The sequence below is a fragment of the Williamwhitmania taraxaci genome (genome assembly GCF_900096565.1).
Lineage (GTDB): Bacteria > Bacteroidota > Bacteroidia > Bacteroidales > Williamwhitmaniaceae > Williamwhitmania > Williamwhitmania taraxaci.
Map to the genome: position 1 here is coordinate 1 of NZ_FMYP01000073.1, position 18,591 is coordinate 18,591.

The window sequence follows — 18,591 nt, forward strand, 5'->3', positions numbered from 1 at the left end:
GGGGCAGACTTTCGCCTCCCCCAGCTGAGCCGTAAGTGATGCATCCGTATTTTTCAGCTCCCGCATTACCGTAACGCGCTCTTGTTCTGTCAACTGTTTTGCGAGTTCTCGGATTTGTTCAATTATTGTCATATCATAGAGACTTTCCACTAAGATAAGCAAATTTTTGCAACAACATTATCACTGAATAGAGCCAAATCTTTCTTTTTTGTATTGTAATCCACAACGCCGAAAACACCTTTTCTTAACTCCCCTTGGATTGGAAAACCAATTTCCATCACAAATTCCCCTGAATGATCTTTAAAATCGACATAATGATTTATTAATGTTTGTTCTTTCTTAAAGTCAGAAGGATTAGTCGATGTTCCCTTTGTTAAAAACCATCCAGCGCTTTCTGAATTCTGCCAAAGAAAATATCTATCCATTAATAGCTCATTATTAAACACCTGATAACGTAGGTTTAATGAAAAAAAATTAAGTGAACCAAACTGCTGGGGCACATCACTAATATTTTTAAGGTGTATCTCCAATAGAATCGGTTCATAAGGAAAGTATTCTTCTTTATCAAGGATAATATTAATTTCCATCGACTCTGGTTGACATTTATAAAACAGCAATTTTTCTTGCGAAAAAGCAGACATATGTGCTAGAATAAAACACATTACTAAAAACCAGATCTTATTCATCATTTAAATTCTTGCAAGATTCAACCCATAAATGCAACGTAATATAAGAGAAATTAGTCACATGCATGTTTTTCGTAGCCTGTGCATGAAGAGTTGCTTAGACTGGTTGCTCCAGTAAATGAAAATGCGGCCAAACTAAGCCGCATTTCAAATACATCTACCACCAAATTATCCTAGTAGCCCCAGCTGAATTACCCGCTCAAGATCTTCGGGTGTGTCAATACCAATGCTTTCGAGGTGTGTTTGCTCCACCTTTATCTTATACCCGTTTTCGATCCACCGGAGCTGCTCCAAGGACTCAGCAATTTCCAGCGGTGTTTGCTCCAACTTGGTAATATCTTCCAAAACATCGGAACGATATCCGTAAAGACCAATATGCTTGAGGAAAACATGCTGATTTCCCCACAACTCCTTATCCTCTCCTCGCATATAGGGAATTGGGCTTCGGCTAAAGTAAATTGCTTCGCCTCGCGGATTTATAACAACTTTAACGCTATTGGGGTTGAAAATATCCTCGCTCGGGCTAAATGGTTTTACTAACGTAGCAATTTCAGCATCCCTATCGAGAAAGCAGGAGAGCACCTTGCGCAGTTGCTCCGGCTGAATGAATGGCTCATCGCCTTGAATATTCAACACAACATCGAACTTACGCCCCAGCTGATCGACTACAATTTGTAAGGCCTCTGCTGCCCTATCGGTTCCGCTTTTGTGCCAAGGTGAGGTCATAACAACCTTGCCACCAAACGATTCTACTGCGCTAAAAATACGATTGTCATCGGTGGCAACCACCACCACATCAAGAACCTTAAGGGCCTGTTCGTATACCCTTTGCACCATAGGCTTCCCTCCAATCATGGCCAATGGCTTTCCCGGGAAGCGTGTTGAGGCAAACCGAGCTGGGATGATTCCAATTGCATTCATAAGCTACCGTTTTTGGGGAACAAAACTCCATATTTTATCGCAAACATCCTTAATCCGTCAAATATATTTTCAATATTTGTGCTGCTTTCATAACCTATTGACAATGGGAATAGGTCTGTATGGAAAGAGCAAGATACAAAAATAACAAAGGAGAACTCAAAAATGGCAAACCTTTCCTCAAAAATCGGGGCTGAACTAATCAAATTCATCAACACAAAAAAAAGTATAGCGGAGTTGGAGCGTTTTTTCCAGGTATTCCCGGGAGGTTATGGAGAAGGAGATCACTTTATAGGAGTAAGCGTGCCCAACCAGCGAAAAGTAGCCAACCTGCTCTTCGCACAAATGAAACTCGACGAGCTCGAACAAGAACTAAATAGCCCTATTCACGAGCATCGACTCACCACTCTTTTCATACTGGTAAAAAAGTTTGAGAAAGCCAAGTTCCTAGAGGCGAAGGCCGAGATTGCTCAACTCTACCTAAACAACCTTCGCGGGGTGAATAATTGGGATTTAGTAGATTCATCAGCCCCTTACGTTTCGGGACCATACCTATACTCCACGGGCAATAACGATACGCTTTTCTCCCTTGCCCAATCCCAAAACATTTGGGAGCAAAGAGTGGCTATGCTATCGTGCTTCTACTACATTCGCCAGCTCGAATTTGAGCACCCAATAAAAATTGCAACGCTACTGCTAACCCACAAGCACGACCTAATACACAAGGCGGTGGGCTGGATGCTAAGGGAGATAGGCAATCGCGATTTAGCCGCTGAGCTAGCCTTTTTAGAAGTAAATTCCGACACAATGCCACGGACGATGCTGCGCTATGCCATTGAAAAGTTTCCAGAAGATTTGCGTCTGGAGTTTTTGAAAAGGGGCGCAAAGAGGCGGTAAGCTGTAGACAAAATAGTTATATGCAGACATCAAGTATCACCAGGACCGCGCAACACAACTAGAATTTTATCAAGCCGGTGTAAAACAAGTAAAGGAAACCCAAAGATCTCCTTTACCTGTTTTTCAACGACCAATTAATTAGGAATCAGCCTGAAGGGATTTAAACCCATGCCCCAGAATTTCCTTTGAATCGATAACATTTACAAATGCCTTTGGATCGATCTCGGCAATACGGTGACGCAGCACCATAGCCTCCCGGCGAGTAAGAATGGTGTAAATCATACTCCGCTCCTCCCCTTTGTAGAGGCCAACGGCAGGTAGCAAAGTTGCGCCCCTACCAATGTCATTTATAATTACCGTTTTCACGGCATCAACCTTCTCGGTAACAATCATTAAAGTTTTATGAACCGAAGCACCATCAAGAATTAAATCGATTACCTTTCCTTCGATAAATACGATAATCCACGAGTACATAGGAAGGCGCCAATCGCCAAATGCCGCTACTGTAGTTAAGGTAATAATGGAGTCGACAATAATTACAAGTTGACCAAGCGAGATGTGGCTGTACTTATTCAGAATCATGGCAATAATATCGGAACCACCCGATGTGGCGCGCGACTTAAAGATCATTCCAATTCCAATTCCGTAAATAATTCCACCAAAAACTGAAGATAACAGCTGCTCTTTCAGCAACATTCTATCGGAAATACCGGGTTCAATTAGCGCATCGAAACCGTAGTATCGGTGAATAAGCCACATAAAAGCAGGAATGGCAAATGTGCAAACAATCGTTTTCACACCAAACTTGCCACCAAGAAAATAGATACCTAATAATAGTAGTGGTATGTCCATGCAAAGAGCGGCTAACTCAGTTCTCCAACCCCACAGGTGATGGAAAACCATGGAAAGTCCATAAGTTCCACCAGGAGCAAAGCCATATGGCTCAGCAAATAGTACTGCACCAAGTGCAAATACAAAACAACCACCCAGCAGCCAAGTGTAGGTGATAAAAAAATCCTTTGATAAGAATTTCTCGTGCGTTACAAAGCCCATGTCTTTAGTGTTTTTATGATTACTCAAGCCAAAAATTCATCCGTGCCGAAGAGATAGTAACCTCGACAAAACAGCAAAAAGAATAGTCCTAATAAAAAGAGGGAAATCCATATTTGCTGAGCGCGCAAAAGTATAGCTCTTGTTTTACACCACAAATGCCGCACAACATTAACTGTTCAATTGTAGATATGCTTAACAACAGCCGCAGTTCACTTTAAACTAATAACATCGAAGTTGTTTCTCATTTTTTTTAACTTTGCCCCTGCTTAAACAAAAAGTTAAGTTATGGCAGAAAATAAGGAGAACAAGCTGTTTACCGAATTTCCACCGGTTTCTACCGCGGAATGGGAAGCAGTAATCACGGCCGACTTAAAAGGCGCCGACTACGAAAAAAAGCTGGTATGGAAAACCATTGATGGCTTAAGCGTAAGGCCCTACTACCGCGCCGAAGACATGAAAAATCTAAAGCACCTGAAGTATCTTCCCGGTCAGTTTCCCTACGTTCGCAGCACCAAAACCAACAACAGTTGGTTGGTTCGTCAGGATATTGACGCAGGAAATGTAAAGGATGCAAATGCTCAAGCGCTCAACGTCCTCATGCGGGGTGTTGACTCTCTTGGCTTTATTCTCGATAGCAAAAAAGGCATTACCGCCGCAGAGATGGAAACATTGCTGCACGAGATTGACCTGCCCAGCGTTGAGACCAACTTTGTAGCTGGCGGTGCAAGCCTTGCCATGCTGCCTTTGATGGTTGAATACGTCAAGAAGCATAAGATAAATGCCGCCGAAGTTAAGGGATCGGTAAACTACGACCCTATTCGCAGCCTCACCTTACGTGGCAAGTTTTGCCAAGATCAAAAGCAAGCCTTCGACGCGGCAAAAGAACTTATTGCTGCGGCAAAAGAGCTTCCAAACTACAAGGTTATTAGTGTAAATGGAAGCATGTTCCACAATAGTGGATCAACTACCGTTCAGGAACTCGCATTCTCCCTTGCTGTTGCCACCGAGTATATGTCGGCATTGACCGAACGAGGTCTCTCTGCCGATGCGGTTGCATCGCGCATCAAGTTTACCTACTCCACTGGCACGAGCTACTTCCTCGAGATTGCCAAGTTCCGCGCAGCGCGCATGCTCTGGGCTCAAATTGTAGAGGCATATAAACCAGCAAGTAAAGATTCAGCGAAGATGATAATCCACGCTGAAACCTCCCGCTGGAATCAATCGGTATACGATCCATACGTAAACTTACTTCGCGGAACCACCGAGGCTATGAGTGCAGCAATTGCAGGCGTAGATTCGCTCACCGTGCTTCCTTTCGATGCACCATTCCGCAAGTCGGCCGAAATATCGGAGCGTACTGCCCGTAACACCCAAATTATTCTTAAGGAAGAGTGTCACTTCGACAAAGTTGTTGACCCTTCTGCCGGTTCTTACTACATCGAAATGCTCACCGCCTCCATCGCCGAAGAGGCTTGGAAGCTATTCAAGCAAGTAGAAGAAAAGGGTGGATATGTTAAAGCGTTCCTTGGTGGATTTATCCAAGGTCAAGTTGAAGCCACCGCACAAAAGCGTGATACCAACTTGGCTACTCGCCGAGATATTCTTTTAGGAACCAACCAGTATCCTAATGCTACCGAGAGTTTAGAAAAAGAAGTAACCCTTGATGCTGTAACTCGCGCAAAAGCAGAGGCATGCACTTGTACCGATTGTGAATGTGCTCGTCCACTGGTGCCCTACCGTGGTGCCATGGCTTTTGAGGAACTTCGCTTCCGCACCGAAAAGAGTGGTAAAGAGCCTATTGCCTTTATGCTCACGCTAGGCAGCTTAGCTTTCCGTCGTGGAAGAGCTCAGTTCAGCGGTAACTTCTTTGGTTGTGCTGGCCTCCGCATTCTTGATCATAACGGTTACGCTAGCGTTGCCGAAGGGGTTAAGGCTGCAATTGATGCAAAAGCAGCACTTGTAGTGATTTGTAGCTCCGATGAAGAGTACGAAACACTAGCACCTGAAGCATTTGAGATGCTTAAGGGCAAGGCAGTATTTGTTGTTGCCGGAGAACCTGCTTGCAGACCAGAACTTGAGGCAAAGGGCATCAAGAACTTCATTAGCGTGAAGAGTAACGTCCTTGAGACTTTAAAGGAATATCAAAAAATGTTGAACATCTAAACTCTGATGCGTAGGTCGTTGGCACCGCTACAGCATACAACTTTTGCAGGTAGCAAGACTTATGACAAGCAAACTAATCAGGGTTAAAAAAATAAAAAGATGAGACCAGATTTTTCCAAAATAGACATGTCTCAGGATTACAAAACCGAAGCAGCTAGCGCGAGCAGCCAATCGGCCTGGACAACACCGGAGCAAATTCCGCTAAAACCAATCTATACCGCCGACGATTTGGCTGGTATGGAGCACCTAAATTACGCTGCAGGTCTTCCTCCATTTCTGCGTGGACCTTACAGCACCATGTATGTAAACAAGCCTTGGACCATCCGTCAATACGCCGGATTCTCCACTGCTGCCGAATCGAACGCTTTCTACCGCCGCAACCTTGCTGCAGGTCAAAAGGGTCTTTCGGTAGCATTCGACTTGGCAACGCACCGCGGCTACGATGCCGACCATCAACGCGTAGTTGGTGATGTTGGTAAGGCTGGTGTTTCCATCTGTTCGGTAGAGGACATGAAGGTACTCTTCGACGGAATTCCTCTCAACCAGATGTCGGTTTCGATGACCATGAATGGTGCCGTTCTTCCAATCTTGGCTTTCTATATTGTAGCCGGTTTGGAGCAAGGTTGCACACTCGATCAGCTTAGCGGAACCATCCAAAACGATATTCTAAAGGAGTTCATGGTGCGTAACACATACATCTACCCACCCGAATTCTCCATGAAGATTATTGCCGACATCTTTGAGTTCACCTCTCGTAAGATGCCGAAATTCAATAGCATCTCTATTTCGGGTTACCACATGCAAGAGGCAGGTGCTACCGCCGACATCGAGTTGGCATACACCCTAGCCGATGGTTTGGAATACCTCCGTACTGGAGTTAAGGCCGGCCTTACGGTTGACCAATTTGCTCCTCGGCTTTCGTTCTTCTGGGCAATCGGAATGAACCACTTCATGGAAATTGCTAAAATGCGTGCAGCTCGTCTTCTTTGGGCTAAGCTCGTTAAGCAATTCGACCCAAAGAGTGCGAAATCGCTTGCATTAAGAACCCATAGCCAAACTTCTGGATGGTCGCTCACCGAGCAAGATCCTTACAACAACGTGGCTCGTACCTGCGTGGAAGCGATGGCTGCTGCCCTTGGTCATACCCAATCGCTGCACACCAACGCCCTCGATGAGGCTATTGCACTTCCTACTGAATTTTCTGCACGTATTGCCCGTAACACTCAAATCTTCATTCAAGAGGAGACCAATATCTGCAAGGGTGTTGACCCTTGGGCAGGCTCATACTACGTAGAAAAACTCACCCACGAAATCGCCAACAAAGCTTGGAAGTTGATCCAAGAAGTGGAAGAACTCGGTGGAATGGCAAAGGCAATTGAAACAGGTCTGCCAAAAATGCGTATCGAAGAGGCATCTGCACGCAAGCAAGCGCGCATCGACTCTCGCACCGACACCATCGTTGGATTGAACAAGTATCGTCTCGAGAAGGAAGATCCTATCGACATTCTCGATATCGACAACACAGCAGTTCGCCTATCGCAAATTGAGCGTCTCAACCACCTCCGTGCCAGCCGAAACGAGGCTGACGTGAAGGAAATTCTAGCAAGAATTACCAAGTGTGTTGAATCCAAGCAAGGCAACCTACTCGAGCTTGCCATTGAAGCTGCTCAAAAGCGCGTTACCCTTGGTGAAATCTCTGATGCTTGCGAAGTAATTGTTGGACGCTACAAAGCCGTTATACGTATGAACTCCGGAGTATACTCATCTGAAGCTAAGAACGACTCAACCTTTGAGCAAGCACGCAAAATGTGCGAAGAGTTTGCCAAGAAAGAAGGTCGTCAGCCACGTATCATGATTGCCAAACTGGGTCAGGACGGTCACGACCGTGGTGCTAAGGTTGTAGCAACCGGTTACGCCGATATAGGATTCGACGTGGATATGGGACCATTGTTCCAGACCCCAGAAGAGGCAGCAAAACAAGCTGTTGAAAACGACGTCCACGTAGTAGGTGTATCTTCGTTGGCTGCTGGTCACAAGACCTTGGTTCCTCAAATTATGGCTGAACTTAAAAAGCTGGGTAGAGAAGACATTATGGTGATTGTTGGAGGTGTAATTCCTCACCAAGATTACCAATTTCTCTATGAGGCAGGTGCAGCAGCAATTTTTGGTCCAGGAACCTCTGTATCGGTTGCCGCCATTAAAATGATCGAACTGCTTATCAAACAAGCGGAAGAATAAAATCTATATAGCTAATGAGAAGCCGCCATTGTGCGGCTTTTCTTTTTTTGTAAATTGCCCTCAACTACTTTTTTTCAACTCCTAGTGCAGCGTTGCAAATCCAATAGCGTTAGTAGATTAGGTAAATAGTAAATATAAACACATACAGATATGGAAGTAAAACAAACCACAGCAGGTCAAACTCTCGGAATTCTCGGAATTGTTTTTGGGATTATTGCCTTAATCATATCGATTATCCCCTGCCTAAGCATCATCGCAATTGTGCCCGGCGTAGTTGCCATAATACTGAGCGCAGTTGCCCTCGACCAAGCCAGAAGAGGCAATGGTGCCCGGGGTCTAGGCTACGCAGCCCTCACCATTTCCATTCTGGCAACGGTTGTCGCTACCCTTTACACCCTTTTGTGGGGAGGAGTTGCCACCTATGTTGGCAACAAAATAAAAGACAATATCAAAACGGAATATATCGATGACTCGACAAATAACATTGAGGTAACGGTGGGCGACAACAAGGATAGCCTCATCATGAAATTAGAAATACTGGAAGAAGGTAACGACGATTCAACAAAGAGCAAAACCAAGCGCACTTACATTAAAATTAGAGGCGTAGAAAAAAAGCATGTGGGTGAAACAAAGTAGGATTAAACAACTCTTTAGCGAACCTTACATTAAGATTAACATCATTCTTGCCGGAGTGGTAGTAGCAATACTACTCTACTCTGGCATTTTTTCTACCTCCAACAGTTATCCAATTCACTCCTACTATGAATCGGCCACCGGGCAAACATCCCCGAGCAGCGGGCTGTCAAGAGCTTTCTCGGAGATAGTGCGGCTCAACTTTACACAGGCCAAAATATATAACCGTTACTCCCTACAAATATTCTCATTCTTTGCTGCACAATTACTGTTGCGCCTACTCTTTTCATGGTTATTCATCGCCTACTCCAAGTATGGAAATCGGGTTGTGATAGCAGATATTACAATTTCAACAGCGATTTTTATCTATGCATTTTCTCCGTTCTTATATTTTCTATTTGAAGAAGCAGCCAACAAGCTATAACATCTAAAAGGTAATTGGGTGATCAATCGCCAAAAAAGAGCTGCAGGAGAAATATCCCATATCACAATTTTATTATATTTGCCTCCAACTGAATCAATTCCATTATTTTTTTGAAAAAGAACATTTCTCAATCCAAAAAAATTGATGCTAAACACCAAGACAATGACAGCACTAAACGAGACACCCAAAAATCAAACCTTTACACTCAAAGGGGTTAGCCATATTGAACCAGAGCATGCCAACAATTTACTGCAGAGCGGAAAAGCCATTTTGCTGGATGTTAGGGAACAAGAAGAACTCGACATCATCTGCTTCGATATACCAAAACTTATCCATATCCCTATTAGCGAGATTGTGGAAGGCCATAAGCAGTTGAGTAAGGAAACCCTTATCATTGTTTCCAGCAATAGCGGAACCAGAGGAACAAAGATTGCAAATCTCCTGCTCTACCAAGGATTTAAGCAGGTTGCAAATCTCGATGGAGGTATAGCCACCTGGAACAAAGAAAAACTCAGCGTTTTCATTAATGGAAAGAAACCCTCTTCGGGAGGATGCGGCTGTGGCTGTTCGCACTAAACAATAGCCGCTTAGCAAAAAACGACTAGGAAAGAGGCCTATCCCATCCTGTATTCTTAATATAGCACCCACCTCAACCATGTTGATTGAAGTATAGGTCCGAGAAAATCATGGATTTTCAAACCAAACTGCATAAAAAAAGGACCAATCAGTGATTGGTCCTTTTTGGGTGGAGATGAGGGGAATCGAACCCCTGACCTCTTGCATGCCATGCAAGCGCTCTAGCCAACTGAGCTACACCCCCTTCTAAAGCGATGCAAAAATAGAAAAATTAAAATATAAATCTATCGTTTTGATAAAAAAAACCAATAAAATCATTTCATTTGTACTATTCCAATCTACCAAAGGCTTCAGTAAACTATTTGACATTTTTTTGATATAACACTTTGAAAACGCATTAACAATTCGTATTTTTAAGCGCTAAAAATTGAACCGACATGGAAGTAAAAAAATCGACTAAAGCAGACCTAGAAAACAAGAGAACAATATTTCTTGAAATTGGTCTTGTTGCAGTAATAGGATTATCTCTCCTTGCTTTTAACTGGACTAGTGGTGGCAATAAGGAACTTGAGAACATGGTAGTTCAGGAAACTGCCGTTGAACAAGAAATTATTCCTATTACCCGTCAGGAAGAAATCAAGACGCCTCCTCCAGCTGCGCCAGTTGCCGCTACTACCGATTTTAAGATCGTTAAGAACGACGTAAAGGTTACTGACGAGTTTGATTTCAGTTCCGACGATGACCCAAGCAAGGCAGTAAAGGTAGTTGCATTCCAAGAAAAGGAAGAACAGGCCGTTGCGGAAGAAGAAGTTTTCTTCATCGTAGAGGAGATGCCTAGTTTCCAAGGTAAGGGTCAAGATGGTTTCAGAACCTATATTGGACAGAACCTCAAATACCCTGAAATTGCACAAGAAAATGGTATTCAAGGAAAAGTATTCGTTTCTTTTGTAATAGAAGGAGACGGTAGAATAACAAACGTAAAAGTTGTTCGCGGGGTTGATCCTGCACTGGACAAAGAAGCGGTTCGTGTAGTAGCATCTGCTCCAAAGTGGAGTCCAGGTAAACAACGGAACAAACCGGTTCGTGTAACGTTTACTTTCCCCATTATTTTCCAACTGCAGTAAACTACTCCCCAAAATTCATAACATGGACCCTGATGAACAATCAGGGTCTTTTGTTCTTAACAAGTTTGCCCATGATCTCCCCTGTAAAAAAATCAGAGACAGTTGTTTTAGTTGGCGTTATAACCCGACTTCAACCCGAGGAACAGGTTACCGAGTATCTTGACGAACTCGAATTTCTGGCCCTTACGGCCGGTGCAACCACCCTTCGTAGATTCGTGCAAAAAGTGGATCTACCTAACTCCGCAACCTTTATTGGGCAAGGGAAAATGCTCGAGATTAAGGATTATGTTGTGCAAAACGGAGTGGATACTGTTATTTTCGACGATGAACTAACGCCCTCCCAGCTGAGGAATCTGGAAAAGGCACTCGAGATCAAAATCCTTGATCGAACCAACCTTATTTTAGACATATTTGCCCAACGGGCAAAAACGGCCTACGCCAAAACGCAGGTTGAACTTGCCCAATACCAATACTTACTCCCTCGCCTCACCCGCATGTGGACGCACCTAGAACGCCAACAAGGCGGGATTGGAATGCGCGGACCGGGAGAATCCGAAATTGAAACCGACCGCCGAATCATTCGCGATAAGATTGTCTTGCTTAAAGAGCAGTTGATCAAAATCGACCGCCAAATGGCAACCCAGCGAAAAAATCGCGGTCAGTTGGTCCGTGTCGCCTTGGTGGGTTATACCAACGTGGGTAAATCTACGCTGATGAACTACCTCAGTAAGTCGGAGGTTTTTGCCGAGAACAAACTGTTTGCCACCCTCGACACTACCGTTCGAAAAGTAGTTATCGATAGTACCCCGTTCCTACTCTCCGATACCGTTGGATTTATCCGAAAGCTTCCCCATCAGCTGGTGGAAAGTTTCAAATCGACGCTGGATGAAGTGCGCGAGGCCGATGTGCTACTGCACGTGGTGGATATCTCCCACCCCAAATTTGAGGACCAGCTCCATGTGGTCAATCAAACGCTAAAGGAAATAGGTGCCGCAGACAAAGTAAACTATCTGGTATTTAACAAGGTTGATGCATTCACCTTTATCGAAAAAGACGAATTCGACCTTTCACCATCCACGAGAAAGAACATCAGCCTCGACATGTACATGAATAGCTACATGGCCAAAGAGGATGCTCCCTGCATATTTATTTCGGCAAAGAAAGGCGTAAACGTGGATGCACTAAGAAATGAGTTAATAAAACTTGTAAGAACCGGCTATAAGGTTCGATATCCATACAGCCAGCATGCTCAAGGCTATCCCGGTTATAACTTTGTGCCCGGCCAACCGGAGACTGAAGAGTTGGAGTAAGCGAAAACAGGGTTCTTCCTTATGCAGAAATCCCCACCATAAATGGCGGGGATTTCACTTTTAAAGCATCTCACCTTATTCTCTCCTCTGATATAACTGAGGCCCTCAAACTAAATCCAATTCTTAGCGAGCAAGAGTTCGGCAATTTGTATAGCATTGGTTGCAGCACCCTTCCGAAGGTTATCTGCCACTACCCACATGCTAAAACAGTTCTGAACGAATAGGTCCGGGCGTATTCTACCCACAAAGACAGAATCTTTACCCTCAGCCATGCGGGCCATGGGGTATTCGTTCTTGGCAGGGTTATCGAGAACCACCACACCAGGGGCAAAACTTAGTATTTTAGTTATATCGTCAAGGGTAGCAGACTTTTTAAGTTCCACGGTGATACTTTCAGAGTGGCCACCCACCACCGGAACCCTTACAGCCGTTGGGGTAACCGCAATAGTTTTATCGCCAAGAATTTTATGGGTTTCAACGATGAGTTTAACCTCCTCCTTGGTGTAGCGATTATCGAGAAATACATCACACTGTGGAATGCAGTTTTTATCAATCGGATGAGGATAAACCATTGGGCCTTCTACACCAGCCCGTTCATTCTCCATTTGAGTTACCGCCTTTACACCAGTACCGGTTATGGACTGGTATGTCGACACTACAATGCGCTTAATTCCATATTCCTGATGCAGCGGATTTAAGGCAACCAACATTTGAATGGTTGAGCAGTTGGGATTAGCAATTATCATATCACCAATCGTCAGAACATCCCCGTTAACCTCGGGAATAACCAGTTTAATATCAGGATCCATGCGCCACGCAGAGCTGTTATCAACCACTTTGCACCCAATCTTAGCAAATTGGGGAGCCAGCATCTTCGAAACGGAAGCACCTGCTGAGAAAATAGCAAGGTGTGGCTTTTTCGCCAATGCCTCCTGAACCGATACCACTTTCACCATCTGGCCTTTGAACAAGACCTCTTTACCAACCGACTTCTCTGAAGCCACAGGAATAAGTTCGGTAACAGGAAAATTCCGTTCCTCAAGAACCTTTAGCATAACACTGCCAACCAAACCGGTGGCACCGACAACTGCAACCTTCATACAATCGAAATTAATTCAAAAACAAAGATAGTTCGTTTAGCAAGACAACAATAAAACCCTCTAAAACGCCTACAATTTCTTTAAAAAAAATTAAGGTGCAAAATAAAACACAAAAAGACTTTACCAGAGTTACAGTTTTTCGTAACTTTCTCATGGCAAAACCCATAACTATGCGCAAATTATCTTTGGCGTTACTGGTCCTGTCGGCCCTTTTCGGGAGTAACGCACTCGCCCAAGTCAATGAGGATTTCGAATCGGGTTCATCTGTATTGTGGACTCAAAGCCCTATAAGTCGTTGGGAAGCCTCAACCGACCGGCCTCTTTCCGGTATTTATTCCCTAAAGCATACCTACGACAACACCCTCGCTGCTGTAGATTTTGTGGGGATAAACATGAATCTTCCTAGCATTTCCGAAGGTAATGTTAGATGGCGATTCCTAATAAAGCACGGCTATGCTCCCTCTGCATCTAACCGCTGGTCGGTATTCTTAATGTCGACGGCCAATGCAACGGAAATGAATGGCGGCAACCTGTTTTCCGGATACTCTGTCGGTATAAACACTACCGGAAGCGACGACAAACTTAGGATTTACAAGCATAGCATATCTCCAACCAATACACCTTTAACTGAAGTTTTACTGGAAACAAACTTTAACTGGGAAAGCGAAGTTGGCACCACTAAGTCAGCCGCCATAGAGGTGACGCGGAGCGCTTCCGGCGCATGGACACTAAAAGTTTCAAAAGACGGCCTTTTCGCCAATTTGGTAACCCTAGGAACTTTTCAAAATAGCGATTTTGGTACGCTTCAAAACTTGGTCGTGGCCTACACCTATACCTCCAGCGCCGACCGGAACCTTTGGCTCGATGACATTTCAGTTACTTACTCACCGTTGAATACCAACAACCTCACCTCAACCGTAAATCCTCCAACAACTCAAATTGCATCGCAGCAAATATTTACCACCGACACTTCCTCTGTACTGGCAAAAGAGCTGCTTCGATTTAGAATAACAGACAAGGCCAGTGGCGATGGCCTATCAACAAAACCAACGCGACTAATATTCAGAAGAAACGGATCGGGTCCTAACCTCGGTCAAACTTTAGAAGAAGTTATTCTCAAAAATGGATTCACACCAATTCCTGTTAAGGCTGCCACTATAGACGAAAATAGCATTACCGTTGAAATAGATGAAGGGGCAATCGTTGTAGCCGATGGATCCGAACAGGAGTTCTCTATTTGGGCAACACTTAAAAAATCTACAACCGTAACAGACCACACTCCACTTGGTTTGGAAATCCCAAACATCAACCACGGTTGGTCGGCAGCACTAACGGGTTCCGGGTATGCCACGGCCTTCCCTGAATCGATTAACGCCCAACACACTATTGAGGTATTGGCAAATAGGCTAACGGTAAAACAGCAACCTCACATAGTCCAGAAAAGCAGTCCCTTCTCGATAGTAATAAGTGCCACCGACGATACCGGCAATGTTGATCAGGATTTTACCGGAACGGTAACTCTTACCCTAAACGAAGGCACAGGAAACCTAAGCATACCCGATGGATCTACGCAAACGATGGCAAACGGAATGGCATCATGGAACAACATCACTTATTCCGGAATGGATAGCTTCATCCTCAAGGCAACCAACGCATCCTTAGGCCAAATTACAACCCAATCGATATCCCTTTCGAACGATAGCACCTCGATACTTTCGCTGGCAGGAAACCAACCAATAACCAAAGAACTTTCGCCTGGATGTACAACGACAAGCTGCGCGGTAGAGCTGATGCGGTTGGTAGCCACCGATGCAGGTGGCGATGGGCTACCAACCATTGTTACCCAAATAAGGTTGGTAAATGGTGCCGCCTCTTTGGCTGCCGACTGGACCAAAGCAATCCGTTTCTTCGCAATAAAGATTAACGGTAAAGAGGTTTCACTTGGCAATCCCACAATTACAAAAACAGCCGCAACTATTCCAATCTTGCCAGGAGACCTCATAATCATCGAAGGTCAATCAGCGGAAATTTCGATTTTGGTTGGACTAAACGACAAAGTTACGGACAGGGAGATACTGCAAATACAAATTGAATCACCAATCCACGGATTTACTACATCTACCAGCGGTTCGGCTTTTGTGGCGAACCTACCACATGCACTAATTTCGAATGCTTTCCCTATAAACATAGTGGCAAGCAAACTAGTTTGGAAAAGCATCCCTATCGTTGTTGCGGTAAACGAACCATTTCAGGTTGAAGTAAATGCGGTTGATCAACTTGGGAATTTAGATTCAGGCTTTAGTGCACAAGCCACCCTCACTTTCACTAATTTGAAGGAGAAAACCACCACCATGACAACAGTATCTGCAGGAGGGAAAGCAATATTTGCTGGCAATACGCTACCTTATTCTGGAGAGTACAGAGTTGCTTCATCCTCCGGCACACTACTGGAGACGCCAACAGCTATCCTGCTGGTTGGTGATAAAAACAGCACCATTACCCATTCAGCCAACACGGTAATTGAGGCGCCATTGCCATCCAACGGAAATCGCTTTATTCCAATATTAAGCCTAGATATCCACGATTTTGGGACAACAGATACCTTACCAACCATTATCACTAAAGCAACCTTAAAAATTATTTCAAACGATACACTGGTAATCGCCCCGCCAATATCAGAAATAGAAGTTCGAACAGCGGATGGGATGATCATCCCCACGACTACCACATTTTCGTCAATCGGATTACTTGAAACAACCTTTAGCAGTAGCGTTTATATTAACAACAACAGCAGTAAGAACCTGCTTTTCTATGGAAAGCCCAGTCATTATCCAGTAACCGACAATACCGTTTTTCAATTCAAGGTTTCGGCAAAAGACTGTGGATGGGCCGTAAGCAGCAACAGTTCACTACTTGCTCAAATCCAACCATTCGATGTTCTATCTCCGCCATTTACGACCACCGTTGAAGCAAAAATTATTCACCCAATGGTGAAACCGCTAATTTCATTCTATGAGCCTCTGGTAATTGGGGCTAGTGCGGTAGACAGCATGAAAAATATCGACATCGATTACTCAAATGCAGTAGATGTATCCATCACCAACATTGCCAGCGGAGAAAAAAGAGACTACTCCACAACTTTTATAAATGGGAGAGCGAATCTCCAACCAACTGAAGAATTTCCGACCGGTCGCTACTCCGGCACTTTAGTGACAGTTAATTTACCAAAAACACCCTTCAACTTTGAGATTGCCCAAGATAAAACCTGTCCGCTAAGCGAAACTTTTGAGTCGGGAACCACTCCGATCACTTGGATTGGAACAGACAGTTGGAAGATAGACAACACGTCTGCCTTGGGAAGTCCTAAATCGATTCGACACAATGGTTTGCCCGAAGGAAAACAGTCTACACTAACAATACCTACCGAAGCCAACCTTAGAACCGACAGCTATACGCTTTCATGCAAGTTAAAAACCGGAAACTGGTTGCCCTCGACCGACAATAACTTTGCTCTTTTACTGGCAAACAACAGCAATATCTTATCTCTCGACGCCCTAACCGGTTACGCCATTGGAGTAAACCAATCGGGCGACGACGACACGCTTAAGGTATGGCAAATTGAAAAAGGAAAAAACATTAAGACACTTATTTCCACACAATTTAAATGGAAAGAGAATAGTCAAGCAGCCATCGAATTGATCCTATTTTCAAATGGGGAAAGAACGCTTTTCATCAACGAGGAAGAATACCAATTTACCGACACCACCTTAACTGCAATAAAAAGTTTCAGCATTAGATTCAACTACACCTCTACCCGTGCCGGGCTACTTTGGGCCGACGACATCAACCTGTGCCGATTTGCCTCGGGGCCAAAATTGATTTCGGCTACCCGAAGCGAGAAAAGAGTTGCATCGTTAAAATTCTCAGAACCGGTAGCATCCACCAGTCAACTGGAAGACAAAATTCATCTTTGGAGCGAAGGAAATCCCATCCAACCAATTTCGCTAGTCAATAAAAACGGCAACATTCAATTCGTTGCATCAACCGACCTACCGCGCAGAGCAACCCTTTCGTGGCGAAACCTAACCGATAGCGAAGGCAACCAAAGCGCCGACTCTATCACCATTGATTTTGGTCCATTTATTGAGTTTGGATCCACCGTTTTCAACGAAGTGATGGCTGACCCGACACCAGTAGCAGGACTACCTGAGTGCGAGTATGTAGAGCTTGTGAGCCGCACAATTGATACGTTAAACCTTGACGGTTGGACTCTGCTGGCCGCAAATAACAGAGCAACCCTTCGGAACATTATTCTACCCCCAAACAAATACCTTTTGCTTACAACAACTACTTGCGCCACCCAACCCAAACTCGCCGAAAAAGGTGCTATTGGTGTAACCTCGTTCCCCTCTTTAACCAACGCCGGAACGATACTATCACTTAAAGACATTGCAGGAAGAACAATAACACAGGTAACCTACTCCGACGATTGGTACCGCGATGGAATAAAAAAGGAAGGTGGCTTTTCACTCGAAAAAATTGATTATGACAATCTCTCGGAAGATTCCCTAAACTGGATAGCCAGCGAAAATCTGGCTGGTGGAACTCCCGGAGAAGTTAATTCGGTGAGCGCTGCCAATCCGGATATCACGCCCCCTACGCTAAAAAGTATTTCAGTCTTAAACGAGCAAACTATTACCCTTGAGTTTTCGGAACCGCTTCAACTCGCCACTATCACCAATGAGAAATTCGCTGTTGATGGGAACCTTGGTGTCATTACTATGCAGAGCGCAACAGCCCCAGCCGTAAATGTTCGACTAGCATTCGCCAGCCCCATGACAACGAACACCATATACCACTTAGCCATTGGGGAGGGCATAACCGACCTAGCCGGCAATAATCTTTCTAATGTAGAGGTTCCGTTTGCCATGACGAGACTTGCGCAATGGCAAGAAATAGTAATTAATGAGTTGCTGTTTAATCCCCACACCGGAGGTGCCGATTTTATAGAGATATACAACCGCTCAACCTCGGCCTTCAACCTTAAACAGCTAAAACTATTTAGGCGCGACAACAGCAACGCGCTTACCTCCGGAATTCGACTAACTAGCTACGACAGGTTAATTGTAGATAAAACGGTCGAAGTTGTGCCACCCATTTCGGTTCAAGTTGTGCCAGGCGTTTCGGTCGAAGTTGTGCCACTTTTTTAGGTGCATTTAGGCTATTGTTTCGGTCGAAGTTGCGCCACCCGTTTCGACGCAAATTGCGCCATTGAGCCATTGAAAGGAATGATTTCTATCTTATCGCTGAAACTTAAATCAGGGATATGGCCGCAAAGAAGATAGATATCATGGATGTACGACAATTAATTCAGTTAAAAATCAAAGGAGAAAGCAACCGCAGCTGTTCTTCAAGTTTAGCCATACACCGCAATACGGTAAATTACTATGTCCGACAGCTGAAAGCAAC

At 44.4% G+C, this 18,591-nt stretch carries 13 protein-coding genes and 1 tRNA gene; 9 read left to right on the forward strand and 5 right to left on the reverse strand.

All coding sequences use genetic code 11. From position 1 onward, the window contains the following. Positions 1 to 149 precede the first annotated feature (149 nt). Together BLS65_RS14860 and kdsB are read right to left on the reverse strand one after the other, a co-directional pair. Positions 150 to 689 (reverse strand): hypothetical protein, encoded by a 540-nt coding sequence (locus BLS65_RS14860; protein WP_092440400.1) that lies wholly within the window; start codon positions 687 to 689, stop codon positions 150 to 152. A 165-nt stretch (positions 690 to 854) separates the two neighbouring features. Next, complete coding sequence (gene kdsB, locus BLS65_RS14865; protein ID WP_092440402.1) at positions 855 to 1,607, reverse strand: 3-deoxy-manno-octulosonate cytidylyltransferase; 753 nt, start codon at positions 1,605 to 1,607, stop codon at positions 855 to 857. A 162-nt stretch (positions 1,608 to 1,769) separates the two neighbouring features. Here kdsB and BLS65_RS14870 point away from each other — a divergent pair, with 162 nt between their 5' ends. Continuing rightward, positions 1,770 to 2,501, forward strand: coding sequence for a DNA alkylation repair protein (locus BLS65_RS14870; protein WP_092440404.1), 732 nt, complete (start codon positions 1,770 to 1,772; stop codon positions 2,499 to 2,501). Positions 2,502 to 2,639: 138 nt separating this feature from the next. Here BLS65_RS14870 and BLS65_RS14875 read toward each other — a convergent pair whose 3' ends face one another. After that, on the reverse strand, positions 2,640 to 3,554 hold the full coding sequence (locus BLS65_RS14875) for a YitT family protein (RefSeq protein WP_092440406.1): 915 nt from the start codon (positions 3,552 to 3,554) through the stop codon (positions 2,640 to 2,642). Positions 3,555 to 3,839: 285 nt separating this feature from the next. Between BLS65_RS14875 and BLS65_RS14880 the strand changes: the two genes are divergently transcribed. From BLS65_RS14880 to BLS65_RS14900, 5 genes are all read left to right on the forward strand, one after another. Continuing rightward, the gene (locus tag BLS65_RS14880) at positions 3,840 to 5,717 is read left to right on the forward strand and encodes a methylmalonyl-CoA mutase family protein (protein ID WP_092440408.1); all 1,878 of its coding nucleotides are present in this window, start codon (positions 3,840 to 3,842) and stop codon (positions 5,715 to 5,717) included. A 99-nt stretch (positions 5,718 to 5,816) separates the two neighbouring features. Continuing rightward, entirely contained in the window at positions 5,817 to 7,955 is a 2,139-nt protein-coding gene (gene scpA / locus BLS65_RS14885; protein WP_092440410.1) for a methylmalonyl-CoA mutase, read from the forward strand. A 150-nt stretch (positions 7,956 to 8,105) separates the two neighbouring features. Then, positions 8,106 to 8,591, forward strand: coding sequence for a DUF4190 domain-containing protein (locus BLS65_RS14890; protein WP_092440412.1), 486 nt, complete (start codon positions 8,106 to 8,108; stop codon positions 8,589 to 8,591). After that, a complete protein-coding gene (locus BLS65_RS14895; protein ID WP_125869896.1) occupies positions 8,578 to 9,012 on the forward strand; it encodes a hypothetical protein in 435 nt (144 codons plus the stop codon). The genes BLS65_RS14890 and BLS65_RS14895 overlap by 14 nt, the downstream gene beginning before the upstream one ends. Before the next feature lie 162 nt (positions 9,013 to 9,174). Next, the gene (locus BLS65_RS14900; protein ID WP_170830149.1) at positions 9,175 to 9,588 is read left to right on the forward strand and encodes a rhodanese-like domain-containing protein; all 414 of its coding nucleotides are present in this window, start codon (positions 9,175 to 9,177) and stop codon (positions 9,586 to 9,588) included. Positions 9,589 to 9,758: 170 nt separating this feature from the next. Here the strand turns inward: BLS65_RS14900 and BLS65_RS14905 are convergent. Then, a tRNA-Ala gene (locus tag BLS65_RS14905) sits at positions 9,759 to 9,832 on the reverse strand. A 193-nt stretch (positions 9,833 to 10,025) separates the two neighbouring features. On the opposite strand from BLS65_RS14905, the gene BLS65_RS14910 reads away from it, so the two are divergent. Both BLS65_RS14910 and hflX read left to right on the forward strand, forming a co-directional pair. After that, the gene (locus BLS65_RS14910) at positions 10,026 to 10,712 is read left to right on the forward strand and encodes an energy transducer TonB (protein ID WP_092440418.1); all 687 of its coding nucleotides are present in this window, start codon (positions 10,026 to 10,028) and stop codon (positions 10,710 to 10,712) included. 32 nt (positions 10,713 to 10,744) lie between these two features. Further along, on the forward strand, positions 10,745 to 12,022 hold the full coding sequence (gene hflX / locus BLS65_RS14915; RefSeq protein ID WP_394331462.1) for a GTPase HflX: 1,278 nt from the start codon (positions 10,745 to 10,747) through the stop codon (positions 12,020 to 12,022). Positions 12,023 to 12,132: 110 nt separating this feature from the next. Here the strand turns inward: hflX and BLS65_RS14920 are convergent, their stop codons facing one another. Next, positions 12,133 to 13,122, reverse strand: coding sequence for an aspartate-semialdehyde dehydrogenase (locus BLS65_RS14920; RefSeq protein ID WP_092440422.1), 990 nt, complete (start codon positions 13,120 to 13,122; stop codon positions 12,133 to 12,135). Between the two features lie 170 nt (positions 13,123 to 13,292). Here BLS65_RS14920 and BLS65_RS14925 point away from each other — a divergent pair, with 170 nt between their 5' ends. After that, positions 13,293 to 18,332 carry an Ig-like domain-containing protein gene (locus BLS65_RS14925; RefSeq protein ID WP_170830150.1) on the forward strand — a complete coding sequence of 1,680 codons (5,040 nt, stop codon included), beginning with the start codon at positions 13,293 to 13,295 and terminating at the stop codon, positions 18,330 to 18,332. The last annotated feature ends 259 nt before the right edge of the window (positions 18,333 to 18,591 follow it).